The organism is Psychromicrobium ferritrahens, assembly GCF_043789415.1.
Taxonomy (GTDB): domain Bacteria; phylum Actinomycetota; class Actinomycetes; order Actinomycetales; family Micrococcaceae; genus Renibacterium.
Genome location: NZ_JBDLLW010000002.1, coordinates 348,328 through 369,205 on the forward strand (window position 1 = coordinate 348,328; position 20,878 = coordinate 369,205).

Annotated in this window: 10 protein-coding genes; all 10 read left to right on the top strand. The window is 59.3% G+C overall.

The window, feature by feature from the left end; genetic code table 11:
• Positions 1-12: 12 nt before the first annotated feature.
• The 10 genes from ABDK06_RS11305 to ABDK06_RS11350 all read left to right on the top strand — a co-directional run bounded on the left by ABDK06_RS11305 (position 13) and on the right by ABDK06_RS11350 (position 20,865).
• Positions 13-990 carry a hypothetical protein gene (locus ABDK06_RS11305; protein WP_394941124.1) on the top strand — a complete coding sequence of 326 codons (978 nt, stop codon included), beginning with the start codon at positions 13-15 and terminating at the stop codon, positions 988-990.
• A 2-nt stretch (positions 991-992) separates the two neighbouring features.
• Positions 993-1,712 carry a hypothetical protein gene (locus ABDK06_RS11310; RefSeq protein ID WP_394941125.1) on the top strand — a complete coding sequence of 240 codons (720 nt, stop codon included), beginning with the start codon at positions 993-995 and terminating at the stop codon, positions 1,710-1,712.
• A 239-nt stretch (positions 1,713-1,951) separates the two neighbouring features.
• On the top strand, positions 1,952-2,398 hold the full coding sequence (locus ABDK06_RS11315) for a hypothetical protein (RefSeq protein ID WP_394941126.1): 447 nt from the start codon (positions 1,952-1,954) through the stop codon (positions 2,396-2,398).
• A 51-nt stretch (positions 2,399-2,449) separates the two neighbouring features.
• Complete coding sequence (locus ABDK06_RS11320; RefSeq protein WP_394941127.1) at positions 2,450-3,445, top strand: hypothetical protein; 996 nt, start codon at positions 2,450-2,452, stop codon at positions 3,443-3,445.
• Positions 3,446-3,554: 109 nt separating this feature from the next.
• On the top strand, positions 3,555-5,849 hold the full coding sequence (gene mobL / locus ABDK06_RS11325) for a relaxase MobL (protein ID WP_394941128.1): 2,295 nt from the start codon (positions 3,555-3,557) through the stop codon (positions 5,847-5,849).
• Positions 5,850-6,004: 155 nt separating this feature from the next.
• Entirely contained in the window at positions 6,005-6,559 is a 555-nt protein-coding gene (locus ABDK06_RS11330) for a hypothetical protein (RefSeq protein ID WP_394941129.1), read from the top strand.
• A 449-nt stretch (positions 6,560-7,008) separates the two neighbouring features.
• On the top strand, positions 7,009-8,772 hold the full coding sequence (locus tag ABDK06_RS11335) for an AAA family ATPase (protein WP_394941130.1): 1,764 nt from the start codon (positions 7,009-7,011) through the stop codon (positions 8,770-8,772).
• 162 nt (positions 8,773-8,934) lie between these two features.
• Positions 8,935-11,001 (top strand): coiled-coil domain-containing protein, encoded by a 2,067-nt coding sequence (locus tag ABDK06_RS11340; protein WP_394941131.1) that lies wholly within the window; start codon positions 8,935-8,937, stop codon positions 10,999-11,001.
• A gap of 62 nt (positions 11,002-11,063) precedes the next feature.
• Positions 11,064-15,119 carry a type IV secretory system conjugative DNA transfer family protein gene (locus ABDK06_RS11345; protein WP_394941132.1) on the top strand — a complete coding sequence of 1,352 codons (4,056 nt, stop codon included), beginning with the start codon at positions 11,064-11,066 and terminating at the stop codon, positions 15,117-15,119.
• A gap of 187 nt (positions 15,120-15,306) precedes the next feature.
• On the top strand, positions 15,307-20,865 hold the full coding sequence (locus tag ABDK06_RS11350; RefSeq protein ID WP_394941133.1) for a hypothetical protein: 5,559 nt from the start codon (positions 15,307-15,309) through the stop codon (positions 20,863-20,865).
• The last annotated feature ends 13 nt before the right edge of the window (positions 20,866-20,878 follow it).

Consider the following 20,878-nt stretch of genomic DNA (forward strand, 5'->3'; position numbering starts at 1 on the left):
ACGAGGAAGATCATGACAAAAGAAACGACTGAACTCGAGAAGAGCACAATCCGTGCAGGTGCCGGCACGGATGGGACTAATAGTGCCTTGGAGCCTGCGAAGAAGCGATGGAACTTCCAGAAGCCTGAGCAGAAGGCTCCTGTCGAAGGCGCGATCCTCGAGGCGAAGTTCGACGGCTGGATCAAGGCAAGGTCCGAGAAAAAAGCTGCTCGTACATCCGAGATGAAAAGCCGATCGGCACGTCGGGTTATAGGAGTGGGTCTCGGTTGTGTGCTGGCTGGCATGGCGGCGCTCACCAGCCTCGCGACCAGTGCTTTAGATCAGCAGAGCGTAAAGAACGCCGCCGAAATCTCCCAATTGCAGTCCACCGCTGGGGAAGCCCAAGAACAGCAGAGCGCGAAGCCGATCGAAGCAGCGGCGATCGCTGCGCTCACTACGCGCGCTTCGAAGGCAGCGACCAAGGTCGCCGAAGGTCAGCAGGCTTATGCCGTTCTGTACGCTGCGATGAACAATGTGAAGAGCAAAGGCAACGGCACACCGAGTGTTGAGGCATTGGCGATAGCCAAACACCGCAAGGATCTGGCTGCGGCTTGGGATACAGCATCTTTCGTCGTCGATCCCAAGCTCGCCTATGCCTGGACCACGGTCCCATACTTTTTGCGAGATCAGATCGATCCGCGGTTTCCCTGGTATGTCCGCTTCGATGGGCTCAAGGCATCAGATCCGAAGACATACGCCTGGAACGTTAAGTCAGTGATGCCCAAGCTTGACGCACCTGGCACCGTGCGCGTTGTGTGGGCGTGTGCGCAGCAGGACAGCACGGTGCTTGCCTGGGCCAGCGCCATTTATACCGACTACACCGACAAGGTCGGCACGTTCAGCCAGCTCAACGTCGTGACCACAGCCAAGGGTGCAGAGCATTTGTCGATGACTGATGCGGCGAAGGCGGAGCTTCTGCCGGAGTTGACCGGAACAGAGAAGGGGAAGTGACGATGACTGAGACGATTGAAACACAGGAACAAGCCCAGAAGCAGGGCTTTTGGTCAAGGAATCGCTGGGTGCTGGTGCTCGGTGCGATAGTAGTCGTCAGCGGCTGTCTAACAGGGATCAGTGTAGCGGGCCAGTCTCAGGCGGTCTCAGCACAGACTGTGCAGATCACGCAGCTTCAACAGGACGCCGCCAGCCGGCAGGCACAGATTGACCAGTCGAATGAGCAGAACGCTTCTCAGGCGTTGGGTGTGAGTGACTCTCGTATTGAGAAGGACACAGCCGAAATCCAGCAGTTGTTGTCCACGGCGTTCACCTGGAATTCCGGAGACGCCTATGAGACGGCCCGAGCGACGCTTAAGAGCCGCTTCGATCTCACCGAGAAGGACGCATTCCTGCAGTCCTTCATGCCACCGGCACAGTTCAACCAGGACCAGTCAGGCAAGCGCTACTACTACCTGGACGCGATCGGCTTGAACTCGAAGCTCAGCAGCAATGTCGACATCGAGGTGGTCGAGGTGTCAGCGACAAACTACCGCTATGCGGTCATGGCTGACACCGTGGTGGGTTCGAACGGTCCCTCGGCGATCGATACACAGGGCAATCCGATGCCGAAGCCGACTGCGACGCGACGTGTGCTGATCTTCGTGACGACCGATGTCGAGGGCAAGCTGAAGCAGATGATCGGTTTACCGGCATCAGGCGCGACCCGTCAGTCCGGATGATTAATTAGTCATTCAACCGCCTTTCAGAATCATCTATTGATACGATTATCATCGTATTTGAGTTGAACACCGATAAGGCGGAAAGAGGCCTAGTATGACGCAGCAGACGTATCCGAACCGGAGCTTTGGATTGGCGACGGCGCGGTCCTGTCTCTCGAAGCCTTTCGGGCCTCGAACGCCGCGCGAGACGCATTCGCCAAGTGACCACATTCACGACTCCACACGAAGGAAGCAGACCCATGACGACGATTATCAGTCCGAACAAGACGACCAAGATCAGCGAAAAACAAGGGAAGACCAAAGCAGCCACGACCGCAGCGAAGTCCCCGGTGAAGAAACGACCTTTCACTGTTGTGAGGAAGGGGGTCAAGACCGGCTTGCCGGTAGCGGTTTGGGCAACCGTGATCAGGGCAGCAATTTTAGTCGCCGACTACCTGTTGATCGCTGTGACCGCCCTCGGAGTTATCCCAATGATTGGACTCTACCTGCATCAGGCTTCGGGTGCAGCACAGAACGAGCTGACGACCAGCGGCACTGTGGCGCTGTGGATTGTCCCGCTCTTGTTCGTCGTGACGTTGCTCGCCGTCGCCGAGATCGCTCTTATGCGCTGGCTGTGGCGCGTTGGCAGCCGTGGGATCGCCTCGATCCGCGGGCACTACGCAACCCGGAAGACCACCGGTAAGTAACCAACCGAGAAAAGAGAAAGCGAGTCAGATATGCGAATCGCAGGATTGGCGATGACAGATGTTTGGGCACACCGTGTACTGCGCGAGCGAGGGGTCGAAACTATGCGCATCGAGAACGAGCAGGCGGACATTGACGTGTTTGTCGAGACTATGGAGCTCGCACACCATGGACCCGAACAGAACTTCAGACCTTATCTGCACCTGAACGGCGAACTGCGCGGCGTGCGACCGCATCAGCAACTGCCCTACGGCGTCAACGCGGTAATCTTCCCCACCGGGGGCGGGGAGACTGTGGATGTGTTCTACGAGTTCGACAACAAGCAGCTGGCGCTGCTGGCGAAGCGGGGGTACTTCTCCCCCGGCTTCACGGTGCCCGAACAAGTGATCGGGATCGAATGGGAGCTGCCTGCCACGATAGATGCGATCGTACTGGCTCCGGCAGGTGATCCGGCGCGCAGCACCGAGAGCGCCCCGGATGTTCCTGTGGTGTTCGTCAAGGTTCACGATCTCGGAAGTCTCGACGTCGATATGGAGTCTTCCGGTTATGACCTGGCCGAATACTTCGCTGATTTCTCGACCGACCGCGCGCCGCATGTGGAGCACCGTGTGGTCGAGGGACAAAGCCTGCGTCAGCATGCGGGTGAGATGGCCACACTGTTCGACGACGCCGACTTCGAGCATGTTCAGGAAGCTACGTTTATCTCTTCATCCGAGCAGAGTGAGCTGGAAGCTCAGGACAATATGAGTGTGCGCTTGCAGGCCGTCGCTGCCGAGCTCGCCTCCGAAGAGGAGCAGCTTCGACTGGAGCGTGCTGCGCAGGAGGGTACTCCGGAGAACGTTTATCGTGAGCGAGTCTCCAGCGTCTTGGAGGCTGTCGGCGAGCCGGTCGCGGAAGCTTACGCCTCGGAGAATTTGTTCTTCGACGATAACGCAGCCGTGAACGACCGCTTGTCGGCGCGTCCGACGTACGACGAACTGAAGCGCAAGGTCGAGCAGCGTGCTACTGACCTGGAGCACGCTGACACCGAGCTCGCGCACCAACGTTGAGCCTGAATAAAACCAGCAGAAGCACACGAGAAAAGCGACCCCGGCGCATGGATGAATCCAGCGTCGGGGTCGCGGTCTTCATAGGACCAGTTGGACAGGAGAAGTGGATATGGGTCTTAAGCGAGACGTGATCGTCGTCAACGAATTCAGCGTCAAGAAACCTGACGGCTCGGGGTCGAGAGGTGCGACGCCTGGAAGCTACGTTACGCGGTACATGGCTCGAGAGCAGGCTGTGGAGTCACTGGCACCGGTACAACGACTACGCACCGACGATTTCATCCTTCGCTACATGGCGCGCGAAAGTGCGGTTGAGCGTGCGCCGTCACGGCGCGTGGCGAAGGACAAGATGCGTCAGGCTCAAGGAGACGGTGGTGTCGCATTCGGCTACGGCTCGGTGTCGCTGTCGGATGAGCAGCTGCGGGCAGCGAGCCGGGATCTTCAGAAACACTTCGACAAGGGTCACACGGTGTTCAAGACAGTACTCTCGTTCGACGAAGTTTATTTGAAAAAGCAGGGCATCGTCGATGCGGACTTTCATTGCGAGAACCGCGGTGACTACCGCGGCCACATCGACCAGATGAAGCTGCGCATGGCGATCATGCATGGCCTCGATCGGATGAGTTCGGGAAGCGGAGGGTTCGACGATCTGCGGTACGTCGGAGTGATCCAGGTCGACACAGAGCACGTGCACTGCCATCTCGCAATGGTCGATGCGGGACCCGGTCGTCTCATGCCCAATGGACAGCAGAAGGGCAAGCTCTTTGACAGGCACAAGTCCCGGTTGCGTCGGGGTATCGACGCCTGGCTCGACGAGAAGCAGATGGTGGCCCATCTCTCCAGTGCCGTCGGCTACGAGCGGCGAAACGTTACGACCTTCATAAAGCGCTGGGCTCATGAGCGGATGCGCGCAGAGTCTCTCCCCCAGTTCTTACTCGCCTGCCTGCCTGCGGACCGCAGGCTCTGGCGTGCCGGCACGAATGACATGCGGATGCGCAAGGCCAATGAGATTGTCACCGAGATGGTCACCGAGCAGCTCGGGCGCGCAGGGTCTCCTATGCCTGCGGCGATGGTGAAGATCGTTGACTACGCGAACGAGCGACGTAAGGTGGAGTCACTGACCACGGATGCCTGGCAGCGATTGGTTGATGCCGGACGAACTCGGATCATCGAGCGTGCCGTCAACGGCGTCTATCAGCTGGTGCGCGCACTGCCACCGGATGAGCTGAGGATCCGCACACCCATACTCGAGGTCATGGGGATGGACTATGAGCAGATGGCGGCGCTGGCGCGTAAGCGGCAGGATGCTGTCAGCCAGGAGACGGACAACGATCTGGTGTCGTTCGGATTCCGGCTGCGTAGTTACGCCTCCCGATTGGATCATCATCGGGAGCGTGCAGCGGCATACCGGGATCTCCTCCGGCAGTGGGAGAAGGCTGATGCCGCTGGCGTGGCTGTGGAGGACTCACGATCTCTCTACGATTTTTATCGCTTCGAGGAGGAGTACCAGCGCCGACTGATGGCTAAGTACCAGCACTTCCTGCCATTCGTCGGTGACGGGCATGCCTGGTATGAGCAGCATAAGCAGGTCTCGGAGTATGGACAGCGCCTATTGTCGCTAATGAGCCTGCGTCAGGATGTCTCACTCCAACGTATGAAGGAGGGTGAGGATGCTGAGCGTCTGGGCCGGGATATGTATGGTCAACCGGGTGGACGGCTGCTCACGGAGGGCGCAGGTGGCCGGGCTGTGCTCGATCTTCGCATTGCGGCGATGCGGCGCTCGTATGATGCGCAGTTGGATGAGTTGCGTGCGGATCTGGCCGCTTCGGGACTGGTGTTGCGGCCCGTGGCGCTCGAGACCGGAAAACAGGGGCAGAATGTGCGGGCAACCGCTGCTGAGGCACTTTCATTTCTTGCGACCCGGATTGAGAAGGGCGCGGCGTACGACTTCGACCAGGTGAAGGCTCTGGATCTGCATCATTTGGGCTACGACTTCTTCTCGAACACCGAGATCGGGGGCAAGGCACGTCGGACGTTTGCTCTTGAGGCGCAATACCGTCGACGGCTGCTCATCGGGGCGATGGCCTATTTGGACGAATCTGGGCAAGCCGAGGCCATTGCTGGACTTCCGGTGGACGACGTGGCGAGCATGACGAAGCTGGCAGCAAAGCTGACTCGTGATGCAACCGAGACAGGTACCAGCCTTCTTCCGAGTCGGTTCGCAGAACTTCGTGCTCAACAGGAGATCGAGAAGACCCAACGACACGCCGTGACTTCGCTAGATGCCGGACTTGCGGTTCGATTGCAGGGGCAGATCGACCAGGCGGCGATCGAGGTAACGAATTCGTCAGATTACGAGGCGGACCGCGAACTAGACGGAGTCGAGTCGAGTCCTGCTGGCAATTGACCAACTATTCTATTCGTCATTGTGAATTGCATTTCACTCCATTCAGTATTAGTCTTTAGATCATTCGTGGATGAGTCGAATGATGCAGAAGCGGATGTGACAGATCATTACTGACTCGTTACTCGAGTCGGGCAACGAAATTAAGGAGACAGATCATGGCACAGCTTCGGGGTCCTGGATCGATGACCGGCGTAAACCTTCTCGCGAAGGTTTACGACAACGGTGTGACCAAGGACGGCAAGTTCCGTTTCGTCGATGCACAGATCGATGCCCGCGACCAGCGCGGTCCGGCGCAGACCAACCTGCACCTGACCTCCCAGCGGGTAACCGACAAGGACGGCAACAACCGCTACAACAACGGTGCGGCCTATAGCACTGGTCAGTTCGAGGAGATCGTCAAGGTCGCGGGCCCAAATTTCGAGCCCATCACTAACAAGGATGGTGCGGAGATCGGCCGCATCTATGCCGTCAAGGCTAACGTGATGCCATCGACCAAGGGCAACGGCCTAGTACTCAACACCAAGTCACTCGAACAGTCCGACTTCAAGGTCGACGGCCTGACAATGGACAATCAATTTTCGTCAATGAAACAAGCCAAGGAGGCCGCCGATGCTACTAAGGAAGCTCCTGCCGCCGAGACTCAGGCGGAGGCTCCCGCGCTGAACACCGACGTACCGCTGTTCGAGGATCAGGAGCTCGGCGTCGGCTAGTCCGCATAGGACTGAACCAGAGCAAAGCACTCCTCATGAAAGGCCCCTGGATCGCGATCCGGGGGCCTTTCCGCTTCCCTTTCACCATCAGGCAACGAAGCAGATGCGAAGATCGCTGAGGATACAGACGTCATCGGAACAGAGATTGTCGAGGACAAGTCTCCCCCGAACCCGTTTGCGGCAGCTGGAGCACGGTTCGGCACCGCAACGGTAGGGCGTTCCACTCCCCCAAAGTCGCTCATAACGACCGCACATCCCTATCAGTGTGAGGAGGAAGAGAAAAGTAGCGATTCTCCACAATTTGAATAAGACGAGTGATGATTATATAGGCTCCTTAGATTACTACATCGTTCTATCAGATGCTTATTTACCAAATAACGATAGGTCTATAATGATAGTATTTGACTGATCTTTGAATGGGAATTGATGAGACTAAGGAGTGATCGCGGATGTTCGCAGATACCCGACTGAATGAGAACTATCCCTTGCTGGGGAGACTATCCGAACCGCTGAAGTCGGCGGAACGTGAGATCATCGGCCGCGAGCATGAGGTCCAGCAGGTATTGGCGGGCATGGAGCGACCCGAGCTGTCAAATATTCTTCTGCTTGCGGAAGCCGGTTCGGGTAAGACAGCCTTGGTCCAGGCCACTATGATCGCGGACCAGAAGAGGCTTTATCTTGAGGTTGACCCTGCTCGTATGATCTCCGAGGCTGGCGACAGCAATCTCATGGCCGCGACGCTCAAGAGCTTCTTCGACGAGGCAGAGCAGTATGTCAAGCACGAAGATCACGAGCTGGTTTTGTTCATCGACGAGTTCCACCAGATCGTGCAACTCTCAGGCGCTGCGGTCGAGGCGATCAAACCGGTACTGGCAGCATCTGGCACAAGAGGAATCCGCGTAATTGCAGCGACGACCTACAACGAATTCCACCTGCATATCGCACCAAACCAGCCTTTGGTCGAGCGCCTTCAGCGCATCAGTCTCGCCCAGCCAGGACGGGAGACGACGATCACGATTCTTCAGGGTGTGGCTGACCGCTACGGCGTGGCCAAACAGTTCGTCGACGATCACCTCTTCCGTCAGATCTATGAGTACACCGAGCGCTATATGCCTGCGAGCTCGCAGCCACGAAAGTCGATCCTGGTGTTGAACGCGATGGTGGGCTGGCACCGCCGTGGGCGGTCGATGAATCGCGGTCTTCTCGCCGATGTGCTTCAGGAGTCGCTCAATGTCAACGTCTCCTTCAAGGTCGATGGTGCGAAGATTAAGAAGCAGCTTGATGCGAAGGTGCTCAGCCAGGATTTGGCTACGAGAGCAGTGGCTCGCCGTCTGCAGCTTTCGGTGGCTGATCTGCAGAACCCGGGTCGACCAATGGCCAGCCTGCTGTTCACAGGCAGCACGGGTGTCGGTAAGTCCGAACTGACTAAGCAGCTGGCTAAACTACTCTTCGGCGACGACCAGCGCCACCTGATCCGTTTCGACATGTCTGAGTTCGCTGAGGACTCTTCGTTGCAGCTGTTCCGCTCGGAGCTGACTAAGAGGGTGTGGGACAGGTCGCATGCTGTAGTGCTTATTGACGAGGTCGAGAAGGCGTCGGCGATGGTGACAAGGCTCTTGCTGCAGGTGCTCGACGACGGTCGCCTGACGGACGACAACAACCAGCAGGTGAGCTTTCTCAATACGTACATTGTGCTCACCACGAACGCAGCCTCCGAGGTCTATAAGACGATCGCAGACTATGCCCCCGATGATACCGGCTCGGGTAAGGAGCTTATTGAGTACGAGAAGCTAATCCGGCGCTCGATCACGACGACACAGGCGGACAATCGTTTTCCGCCCGAGCTCCTGGGCCGTATCGACGCGATCGTGCCTTTTCAGCCGCTCTCACTGGCAACGCAGCAGCAAATTGTGAAGAACAAGTTGCGTGAATTGGTGCAGGAAGTGCATGTGAAGCACAATGTGCGCGTAACGATCAACCCCCGTGTGCTGCAGTATCTTATCGAGGATCGTGGTGACACAGACTCCGATGCCGGCGGTGCACGTGCGGCTGTAGCTCGGCTGACCAGTGAGGTCACCACGGAGGTTGCAACCTTTATCAATCAGTTTCCGGCAGAACGTCGGATCGGAATAGACATAGAGGGCGAGATGGTCAGCGATCGGAAGGATTTGCGGACTTCCAACGCACATGTCGTAGTCTTCGCGATGCAGTGACGTTTGTGAGTCAAGTCAAGCCGAGGAGGGCCCCAGTCGATTAATTCGACTGGGGCCCTCCTCTAATTCGATAGACCATTCAATTGTTGCATTTGATAGGTGTTACGCACTATTCTAATAAACGATCTGAATCGTGACTCACAATTGAAGGGATCGACAGGCATGAGCATTCTGACAGCACCGAAGAAGACTGAGAAGAAGGAGCGGCAGAAGAAGCCAGATGAACTCCTGGCATCAGTCGTGCGTGAAACCGCGGTTCCCGCGGCCGTTGAGCTGTTGCGTAGCAACACACCGTTCGCCTTCCCCAGTGGCACCGCTTGGGCCATCCTGGTTCTTGCCGCTGAACGTATCGGTGGGCTGAGCCGCAAACAGGGTCGCGACGAGGTCAAGGGCTCGCTCATCGAGCTCATCGAGGCAGACTCGATCTGCACGCTGGCAACTGCGGACATGCTCTCTGAGGAGGTCTTCGGAATCATCCCAACGATCGAGTCTCTTACACGTATGGAGGAGTACTCATTGCTGACCGCACCAACGACCGCGGACGGTAAAACCCCGCTCTATAGCTGGGCAGTTGTCTATCAGGATCAAAAAGGCCTGCAGGTCGATCTGGTCGCGGACGCCACGTTCGTGATGGCACTCGGTGTCTCCACCGGCTCAATCCCGCTGAAGGAGGCTGTCGGCCGCGAGGCTTGGGCAGCACACAGCGGTGAGACCGAAGACGAGCTGACAGCCGAGGGGGATGTGGAACCCACGAAGACCAAGGTTGCACCGAATGCAGAAGACGAAGGTGACCCTCTCTTCGAGGGTTCCTCTGATGGGGAAGTCGACTTTGACGAGGATCCGGCGTTCGCCGAGACTACAGACGCGTCGGTTGAAACTTCGGCGTTCGAGGAATACACCGAGGAGGATAGTGAGGACGAGAACACTCAGCACGAGCACGCGGTGATCTTCGGCGACGAAGACGATGGATACACTGGTCCGGATTCTGCGGAGACCATACCAGTCGACGGCCAACCTGTGGCCGATCAGGAGCAGGTGCGCAGCACCATCGCCCGGCGCTTCCTCACCGAGGATCTCGACCTGGAGGTACGTCTCGACGAGTTCGCCACCTCGTTCGGGGTGGCCGCGCCGACGGTACAGATCGCGGTCCCGGATGGTGCGAGTTCTTGGCTGGGCGATCAAATCGCCCAGCTTACCCGCCAAGCAAACGCACAGTTGGCGAAGCTGCACACGGACGGTGAAGCAGAACTACAGACGGAATTCGTCAACCTCATGAGCCTGCATGCCGAGCAGGTCATGCGGGACGTGGCGATTGACCGTGAGGGCAGCGTCTACAAAGAGCTGACCAACGGAGCGAAGGCCGAGTACCGCGAGGCACTGACCGGAAAGGACGAAACCGCTCGACAGGCTCAGACAGAAATTGCCAAGGCGTTCGAGGCGGCGATTACCCAGATTGGGCAGCAGGCTGCAAGCCAGGCCGAGATCCAGTACCGCGAGCGGAACAAAGCCAAAATCCAGCGCGAGCAGCTCGAAGCTGTTGCCGCAATCGATGCGAAGATCGAGAACGACTACGCCCACACTCAGCAGGAGATTCTCGGGCTGCGACGCAAGGATGCCGAGCGCCGCATGACGATCGGCACGACCCGCATCTTTACGGTACTCGCAGAACATCAGCAAGAGAATCTCGCGGCCGAGCGGGCATTGCTGGTGGAGCTAACGAGCGAGATCCAGCGCATCATCGATGAGAACCGTAAGAGCGACATCAGTCGTGCCGATGCCCTGGCTGAGGAGCAGTCGCGCTTCGACCGGGTCGCGGCTCTCGAACAGGAGCACACGAAGATCGTCGAGCGTCTGCGCATCGAGCATGCCGACCGTCTACGCCGCACCGAGGACGAGTTCGAGAAAGCTCGTCAGGCCACTATCGAGCAGATGCGGGGCCGTGACGAGGAGTGGCAGCACAACTTGAACCTGGAGAAGGAGAAGACGGCGTCGCAGACCAGCCGCGTGACCGATTTGCTCGCACAGATGGATCACATGGGCAAGTCGTTCAAAAAACAATACGACGACCGGGTCAACGACCTGCAAGCCGACCGAAAAGTATACATCAACGACTTGGAGCGGTCGAACCAGATGCAAGGTCGGCAGAACAAGTTGCTGACTACGCTCATGATCGCGATCGGGTTGGTCATGCTCGGTGCCGGCTTTATCGCCGGAGCGGCCCTCCTCTAATCAACGACCCGACATCACGGCGGCGGGTGAACACACAGCACACAGCGACGAAGGAGCGCATTATGGCGCGAGAGAAGCGGAAGGCACAGCGACCGTCGGCAAGCGGCTGGGACAAGATCTTGGCTCGGGATGCCGGGCAGACGTTGACAAACCGGGACGTGCACGGTTCACAGCAGCTGGACCGCGGTGTCCGTCAGATGAAGAAATCCAAGACACCGGGTCTGGTTGTAGGCATCATCGTGGGTGTGCTCATCACGCTCCTGGCCTGGGTCCTGTACTCGGTGATCGCCATGGCGCTGCTAGGACTGACCGGGGCGATCGACGGCGTTGGCGCAGGTGGGAACGCCGGTCCGAAGCAGTACTACTTAGAGTCGACTCGGACGGTCGAGGGTGGCGCAGTAGAGAAGTGCTACCAGCAGCTCGCCTCTAACGGACAACCCGTGGGGACGTGCTATCCGGAAATCGCGAATGTGCCGGTCCCCGACTGGTACAAGGCAAAGCAGACTTCGCAGAGTCAGACCGGAAAGTCTGGCTCGAAGGTTGCTTCTGCTGCGAACATCACAAGTTTTGGCGCACAACTGGCCGACGTCACATTTTTCAAACTGTTCCTCACGGCGGGTTTGGGTCTTCTGATCGGTGTCGTGATCAGTGCATGGTCGGCGAAGCGGGTTGATACTGCGAATCTTATGCACGACGACTCTGATATCAACTTTCACGATGACGATCAGCATATCGCTCTGCCCGAGGAGATCCAGCGTAAGTTCGACTGGTTCCCGGACTCCGGCGCGCACTCGGACGTGCAGGTCAGTTCAATGATTAGCCACATGATGTTGAAACGGAAGGGGCTTCAGAATGTCGAGGTGTCCCGCCGGGCAGAAGCGGACATCGTCGACCGGGACGGCAATATCCTCTACTACAAGGGTGAGGTAATGGTCGACGACGATGGCAAGATCCTCTCGAATCTGAAGCCGATCATCGACGAGGCCTTCGGCGATGCGCTGTTCGAGGCATCAGGTATTCCCGATGACAAGACCCTACGCAAATGCTGGGACACGACGCAGATCCCTTACAACCTGGGGAACGCGAACCGCGACAAGCTCAAGGCCCCGGGCAAGGGCTACGGCACGGTGGCCGACCTCATCAAGAACGACTGGACGTTCCCGGAGTATGAGATTCAGCGTCCGGGAGGTGCGTACATCGTGGACACCGCGCCGGTGAACACGATGGTCTTGGCGATCACGCGAGGCGGAAAGGGCCAGACATACATCGAGCCGATGATCGACATCTGGTCGCGCGAGAAGAAACCCTCCAACATGGTCATCAACGACCCCAAGGGTGAACTGCTCGTCAACAACTACGTTCCGCTGGTCATGCGCGGATTCGAGCCAGTCCAGTTCAACCTCATCAACAGCATGAAGACCGACATCTACAACCCCTTGGGCCTCGCTGCCGACAAGGCGCGCGAAGGCGATATGACCAAGGCAGCACTGTACGTCGGCAACATTGCGGAGGTCTTCTTCCCGACCGACGGCGGCGAGGACCCGGTGTGGCCCAATGCGGCATCGAACGCGTTCAAGCGCATCCTCTACGGCCTCATCGACTTCTACATGGAGGAAGAACGCGAGCTTCGCAAGCATGCGGCGGAGACCAAGATGGACCCCGCGACGCTCGAGCAGAAGCTCGACGACATGTGGGGCAAGGTCACTCTCTACAACTCCTACCAGATGTTCGTTCAGCTGAGCTCTAAAAAGATCAAGAACCCCGAGGCCGAGCTGGAGAAGAAGGTCAAGGCCGGCGAGTTCGAAGACCGCGAGGATGAGCTAGAGGAAGCTCAGGCGGAGGCGCAGCGCCACGCATTCCTGTGGGAGGGCAAGGCCGAGCAGGACATGCTGACGCTCTACTTCAACGCGACCGAGGCCCTGCCGATGAACAGCATGCGCACGCTCATCGGCAACGCGCACAACGCCCTTCGGTCGATGGCCGGAGCCGAGAAGATGCTGGCGAGCGTCTACGGCATCGCCATCACAGGTATGAGCTTCTTCACTGACCCGACGATCTCGACGCTCACTTCGGGCAAGCCCTCGCAGAACACGGACCTTGCTGGTCTGTCTTTCCCGCGTCGCCTAGGTGTGCATCTGGCGAACAACTACGTCAAACGTGACCACCTCATCGGCAAGCAGGCCATGTGGTCGGCATACGCGGACCCGATGTTCCAGGAGAACCTGGGCGAGGACTTCGACCACGAAGAGATCGTGGGCCGAGAGGGCTGGGCACGCTATAACTTCAAGGGGAAGTTCCCCACGGACGAGGCTTGGCTCAAGCTGGAACTGGTCAACCCGCAGACGAAGATGCTTGTGCGTACGTTCTACTTCCACTTCCAGAAGAGCTACCAGCTCTCCCTCAACGGTCGGCACTACGTCATCGAGCCGGTCACCGGCAAGAAGATCGTGAAGAACGGCGTGCTGCGAGAGCTGCGTCCGGTGCGAGAGAGCGGCAAGCGGGACGGTGCGATCACCGGATACAAGCCCGGCGACACGACCTACAAGGAAGAGCGCCTCGACCTCTCTGCCGGCGGTGCGCCGGAGCGCGTCACGAGCGAGCTGCGTGCGATCACGCAGACTATGGTGCGCTACAGCGAGTCACCCAAGGCCGTGTTCCTGGTGACGCCGCCGCACTTGATGCAGTACGCCAAGCTGGTGCTGATCCTCGTCAAGCAGCTCGTCGACGTCTCGTTCGACCAGTCCTACATGACGAAGAGCAACCAGAAGCCGCTGTACAGGACCCGGTACATGCTCGACGAGCTGGGCAACCTGCAGTCGGAGGGTAAAGGCATCTCGGGCTTCGAGACGATGCTCTCAATCGGCCTCGGCCAGGAGCAGCAGTTCACACTCATCCTGCAGACGCTCCAGCAGCTGCGCGACGTCTACGGTGAATCGGTCGACAAGATCGTGCAGGGCAACACCTCGAACATCGTGTTCCTGAAGAGCACCGACGATTCGATGATCGAGACGCTGGAGAAGATGTCGGGCAAGACTCACGTCTCCTACATCGACTCGAAGCAGATCAGTCAGGACCTCGACAAGATGATTGGAGGCCGGACCGAAGGCCGGGTCTCGTACACGAAGAGCACCGTGGAAGAGCCCCTGATCAAGTACAACAACATGGCGTTCATCCCCGAGCGCAACAGCATCGTCTTCCGTGCCGGCGACGCGCCGGTCTGGAACAGGAACGAGACCATCCTGCCGATGTCGTACAAGCTACTGCGCACCGATGCCAAGATGATCCATCCCGGCAACGACTACTCGCTGCAGACGATCCCGACATTGAGCTCGGCAATGGAGTTCGACGTACGAATGAACCAGCCGGACTTCCAGAAGATGTTCTACAAGCGGCTGGGGCAGTCGGTGCACGCAGCCAACGCCAAGACGATCTACCAGGAGAGCTACGGCTACAAGGAGGTCGACATCGCGCGTCTGGACCCCGACACCTACGCGGACGCGGTCATGGAGATCGTGCACATGCTGGCCAATGTGAAGGAGGGCAGGGACCCACATGCACCGATCGAGGTGGACTCCGACGACTTCGCCTCGGCAATGATGTTCGATGAGGACCAGGTCGTGGAGAACGTAGAGGTCGCCGCGGCGGTCTCCGAAATGGGTGCGCTAGCTGCCCAACAGGCACAGAAGATCTATGCCGAGGGTACGGTCAGCCAGGATATGCTTATCTCGCTGACGGGTGCGGCGAAGATCAAGAGCTTGGACTTTCAGATCACCGAGGCGTATAAAGCAACATTGACGGAGTTGCAGCAGGACCGGGACAACTTCTCGGTAGGTGGCGACGGCTCGCTGCGCAGCGCGGACGGAGCGTATGTGTACATCACACCCACGCGGTCCGTCTCGTTCACAGAAGCCGCGGCGAAACTGAACGACGCAGCTGAGGATGACGTTTCGCGGGTATACGCCGATGATGAGCTGCACGCCGAAGACCTGCAGGCTCTGGCGACAGTGGAGATCTCGGCACACCTCTACAAGTTCCTGGCCTCGCTGCCGACATGGGAACATCTGGCTGACGGCGCTTTCGACCGCGCGATGGCCCAGGAGATGCTAAACAACGCCTGATCGAACAGGTACAACAGCACCCCGTGACCGAGCCGGTCACGGGGTGCTGTTGTACCAGAGCGGGATTAACTACCATTCGAAAGCCTTTATGCTCGCATTCATATACCATTGCTAGAATCATTCGGAATGATCAGATAAGATCTATAGGACAATTATGATCCGATCACTCCAATGGAGGCGATAGAAGATGAAAAAAGGACACGGCCTGCGACGGTACTTATACGAGTACGTCACATACGAGGCTATTCGACAGGTGCGGGGGCAAACAGGGCAGGTCATCCCGATCTCCCACGCCAAGCGAATCCGTCAACGAATGGACGAGCGTCTTTCTGAGCATGGTACGTCGGTGACTGACCACCGGCTCGGCGTTACAGCTCTGCTGTCGGCGCTGAATGATTCGATTAGGGAGACGTTGCCTAGCGCCGAGGCTACGTTTCATCAGCACACTGTTGCTGACCCGTACTTCCAGCGACTGCAGTCACAATTTATGCGTGAGGTCGGCTTGGGTGAAAAGGCTAAGGCTGCTGCGGCACTACCTATCAGTCCCTACGATCCAGAGTGGTCGCAGCGAGCGACGGTCAAGAACGTCGGCACCTCGCTGGCGTACCTCCCAGATCAGACGATCACCAAGATCCTCGACGGCGAGGCAAGCCGGGCTACAGATGGTGAGCACGGACAGATGATGCTGTGGGCAGTCAACGCTGATGGTCAAATGGTCGAGGTGGGACCTGCGATGACCGACGAGGACGCCTCTGGCCTCACCGCGTTGCGAGATTTGATGAGCATCAGGGAGTACGAGCAGGTTCGCCAATGGGCAGTTGATGGAGGACGTGACCCGCGCACCAATCGGATCGACCGGAATCGCTTCATGTCCACGGCAGCACTCGAGCGTTCCACGGCGATGCTGCGTGAGCTGCAGGCTCAAGGCCTCGACTACGAAGTGCTGCGCGACCGGAACCCGGGCCAGCTCAAAGCCCGGATTGCTAGCACCGGCATGGAGATCCGCCTCACTGAGCCGCGCGAACGCGAAGACTACGCCGGTGCGATGATCTACGACAACGGTGCGATCATTCGATATTCCACGAATCGCAGGGTCGGCAAGGACGCAGCGGTCTACTCCCCCACGCCTGCCGAGGCCGTAGACCTCCTACGCTTCGCACAGGGTCAGGCCGTTGCGCGGCAAGATCGGCCAGGATTGCTTGCTGGAACGCTCGGCCCGACGCACACGGAGATGATCCGTGCAACTGCGAAGAGTCCACTGGAGCCCGCGGAGGTCGAAGACAACTACCACGGCGCAAAGGACTCAATGTTTGCCGTGAAGGAATATCACATGCCGGGTGAGCGCCCGCGCGAAGGTTCGCTGGTGATGCTCCGGCGCGAAGGTAAGGAGCGCACGCTTGCGGAATTCTACAACCCGACAGAGGGCGGTCGGGCGGCAGCTGAGGAGTATATGGCCTCGGCTGTGCGGACGTCGCGTGAGAATCTCGCGTCTTCACTCAATGTCGACGGGCTCATCGCTTCATTCGAGGAGCAGCGTGCCGAAGGACTGAACATCGTCGAATTTGAGATCCCGGTGCTCTCCAGCGATCCCGAGGTGGCTGCGATCCAGCGATCCTACTGGGACGTTCTGGTCGGACAGCGCACTCACCTGCTGCGTCCCGGCGCGACCCAGGAGATGTACGAGGAGCGCCTAGGTATGATCGGCGAGCTCCAAGTCGGTGATGGCAGCGAGTCGCTCGATGCCGGCAATCTCGTCTACGGCGGCACACCGGAAGAGACGGTGCGTGAGCACGCGGATGAGGTGCTCGATGAATTGGTGGGCACCTGGGAGCCGGAGATCCGTGTTGTCGGTGACGAGATGTTGAACCAGCGCTTCGATCCGATGAGGGTTGCCCGCTTCATGACCAGCGCCAAGGGGCAATGGTCGAACCTCGACGATCTCGCAGCGGCTTTACGCCGCGCCGAGATCGATCCGACCGAGATGATGGGCGTCGGCTTCCAGACCTACCGCTTCAAGGACCGCCTGGTTCGCTTCGACGAGCAGACGGCGACGCCAATCGACGCACATGAGTCCCCGTTCATCCGCCGGATCGGCGAGACCGTGTGGGCCAGCCTGGCACGCAACGCCACGGAGCCTACGGAGGTGCTCATCGACGATCAAGGTGTCATCCGCTGGACCGCAGAGAAGATGCGCCGCAACGGCTCGACCTCAGAAGTAGCCGGCCAGATCGGTCAGATCTTCGGCGTCGGAGAGCACGGCGAGATCGTGACGCGCTTCGTCGGCGGCGACAACGGACTCATCGTGCCCGGCTACGAGGCCCGCATCGCGGCCCAGCTGCCCGGCGAGACGAAAACTGTAGAGGAGCGCACGCTTTTGCGTGGCTACGAGCAGGCAATGACCGAGCGCATTGAGTACCAAATCGCCAACGATCTGTTGACGAACCGCAGCGAGGCTGGTGAGGGCTCGAGCCTGAACCGCGTGTACTCGCAGCTGTATGGTACGAAGCACCCCCTAGACTTCATCGAGCGTTCTCTGGATGTCCGGGGGCAGCTCGATTCGTGGACGGCGTCGATCCTGGCGACCGAGGCGAAGCGGGTACGGTACAGCAACGGCATCAAGCAAGGTTCGACCGTGTACGCCGAGCACCAGTCGACCAAGAGCAGGGCAGACCCCGCTGACGACAACCACTTCGATGCATGGAAGCTGACCGGCGGCCGCAACATGGCCGTACTCACGGGCACCGACCAGAACGGCATCGCCGCGCCCGCCGGCTACTTCGATCCGGTGATGACCGGCGGAGCGACCAACCAGGGCATTGTGCGCTACCTCACCCAGGACGCCCAGGTCTCCCCCGAGGGCCGGATCGTCCCGGGCGACCCGACCGTACTGTCCGGCGCGCGTGCTCCCCTAATGAACCGGCCGGAGCTGGAGACGCTGCGTTTCGATCCGTTCGACCGCCAGCAGATGACGGCCTCGACGCTTATGCAGTCCTCCAAGATCACGACACCTACTGGTACGGCGATGATGACCTTCGGCGGGTGGACTGCCGACGATCCAATCGTCATCAGCCGCAAGTTCGCGGAGGCGAACCAGATCCGCGGTGTCAGCGGCGAACTGCGTTCCCTCGTGGTCGGCGACAAGCTCTCGGACCTGCACGGCAACAAAGGCGTCGTGTCACTAGTCGTTGAGCGGGAGATGCCGCTCACGGAAGCCGAAGCGCTGGATCTAGAGAAGGAGGTGGCATGGTTCAAGGCCAACCCTGACATGGACGTAGTGATGAGCCCGTTCTCGCTGATCTCGCGCCGCAACGCCGGATCGGGACGGGAACTAATGAACGGCGCGGTCTCAGATCTCGTTGCACCCGATGGTGCGGCGCAGGCCGGTTCGCTGGGTCAGATGCAGTTCATCGTTACGCACATGGCCGTCGACGAGAAGACGAAGGTCTACGACGACGAGGCGGTGCTCTCCGGCAAAGGTCGGAAAGCCTCCTCGCAACTAGCCTGGGCGCTGGGCGCACAAGACTGCCCGGCGATCATGCGCGAGTTCTACGATCACAACAGCGGAGCCGAGGCGAACCTGCGCGAGTTCATGCTCAGCGTCGGCCTCGACATGGAGTCGGACGGCACCCTACACGTGGTCGGCCGCGATGAGGACCACACGGGCATGAGCCATGAAGCCATCGACGAACGGCCCGAGCGCCGGTTCTTCCCGATGCCCGAGCTCGCGCGCACCGAGAAAGGCGTGGTGCTCATCTCGACGATGCGCAAGACTTTCGGCCAGCTCATCGGAGACAAGGGCGGCGACCTAGAGATCCCGTTCCCGCTGAAGTACCCCACTGGCAAGCAGACCGAACAGGTCACGGCGTCATCGTGGAAGATGCCGGTGCTCTCCTCGCACCTTCGCTCCGGCCAGGAGTTCGAGGACGGCAGCTCAGTCACGCACGACTACACGAACCGCTACCTCGACATCCACGAGCAGGCCTGCCGGTACCGTGCCGCGCAGGAGAAACTCGCGGCCGGACAGGTGACGCAGCGTATGCGCCAGGAACTGACCGAGGAGATGAGCAAGGCGGCGTCGCACGCGCAGCGGAAGTTCGAGTCGATCACGACCGACCTCGAGCAGCGCGTGTTCTCCGGTAAACACAACGCCTTCAAGTCCGGGCTCATGAGTTCGCGCCTTTCCGACTCGGCCACGGCCGTGTGGACTGCGGACCCACGTCTGGACATTGATCAGGTGGCACTATCGCCGGTCATGGCCGAGCAGCTGGGGCTCGCCGAAGGTGACCACGCACTGATCTGGCGCGATCCTGTACTACGCGACGCGGGCCTGCGCTACATGCGCGTGGCAATCGACGACCGCCTCACGGGCGTCGCGATCAATCCGGTCATGGACCAGTGCTTCGACGGCGACTTCGACGGCGACGCGGTTGCGGTCGTTAAACTGCACAGCGAGGCAGCCAAGCAGGAGGCGATGGAGAAGCTCTCCGTACCGGCGAACCTCCTGGACACCGGCGTGCGGAGTGACCGTGGCACGCACCCGTTCGCGATGCAGGTCTCCCTGGATACACAGGTCGCCCTCTCCAAGAGCGACGAGCTGCGGCAAGAACTGGACAGCCTCAGCGGAGAGACGAATCTTATTGTCTGGGGTGCAGGCTCAGAGCCAGCAGAGACGACCTGTGCACGGCAGGAAGACGTGACTGAGCAGCTGAGCGACTTTTACCGGAGCGCACAACGTGGAGAGTTCGGCACCGCTTTGTCGTTCTCGGATCTCCAGTCCCATCTGAACAGCGTGCGCGACGTGTGCGTTACCACTGGGGCCAAAGGCAGTATGTCCAAGCTCACGGACTACGCCCGCTACCTGGGTGGACGCAATGGCTGTTCCGGTATCAACCAGCAGGATCAGGAAGCGTCGATGTTTGCCACCGCGATCAAGTCCCATGGCACCGGTCTCGGCGGTTCCTATTCGCAGCGAGCGGTCCGTGCGCTGAGGAATGTGGACCTCAAGGCTGTGCTGGAGGTGACCTATCCGGTTACTCAGAGCATTCTCCAGGCCAAACATGACGCGAGCGAGGCCAAGCACAAGTACGAAATGCTCCAAGGTCCGGGTCGGGATCTGTGGCGCGGGCGTCTGCTCGAACACCTTGGTCCAGGTCAGTGGCGTCCGGTCTTCGAGAATGGTGAGGCAGTGCAGGCCACCAAGGAGCAATGGGTGGCGCAGTTCATCGAATTCTATAAAGCGAAGGATGGCTTCAATGTCACAGTCAATCCCGAGTACGTCGAGCGGGTGGCTCTGGCTCTCACCGATCCTAAGTCGGGACGCGTGTGCAACCTAGAAGTCGACACGTCGTTGCAAGGATCGTTGATGGACCGCATGGCCTACGGCGGCACGCTGAGGGATCTGATTGCCGCGGCAGACAACCATGAGAATCTCTACGACGGTGAGAAGAACGAGCAATTCTGTTCGACTCCAACTCGACGTGCGCGAGCGCTCTCGGCAAAGGCGCTGCAGGAATTGAACCAGGAGCACAACGCCGAGCAGGCCATTGCTGACACCCTCATCAAGCGGGACGTCATGGCGGAGAGCCACACTGGCGCACAGGCCCGCGGCGACAGCCGCCGGTCTCAGCACGCAGTTGCCGTGGGATCCACGCGACAGGCACGCATGACGGCACAGACGTACCGGCCGTCGATCGACATCGAGCCCGTAAACACGGATTCGGACATTGACTACGAGATGGGGAGTTGAGCTGCATGGTGGA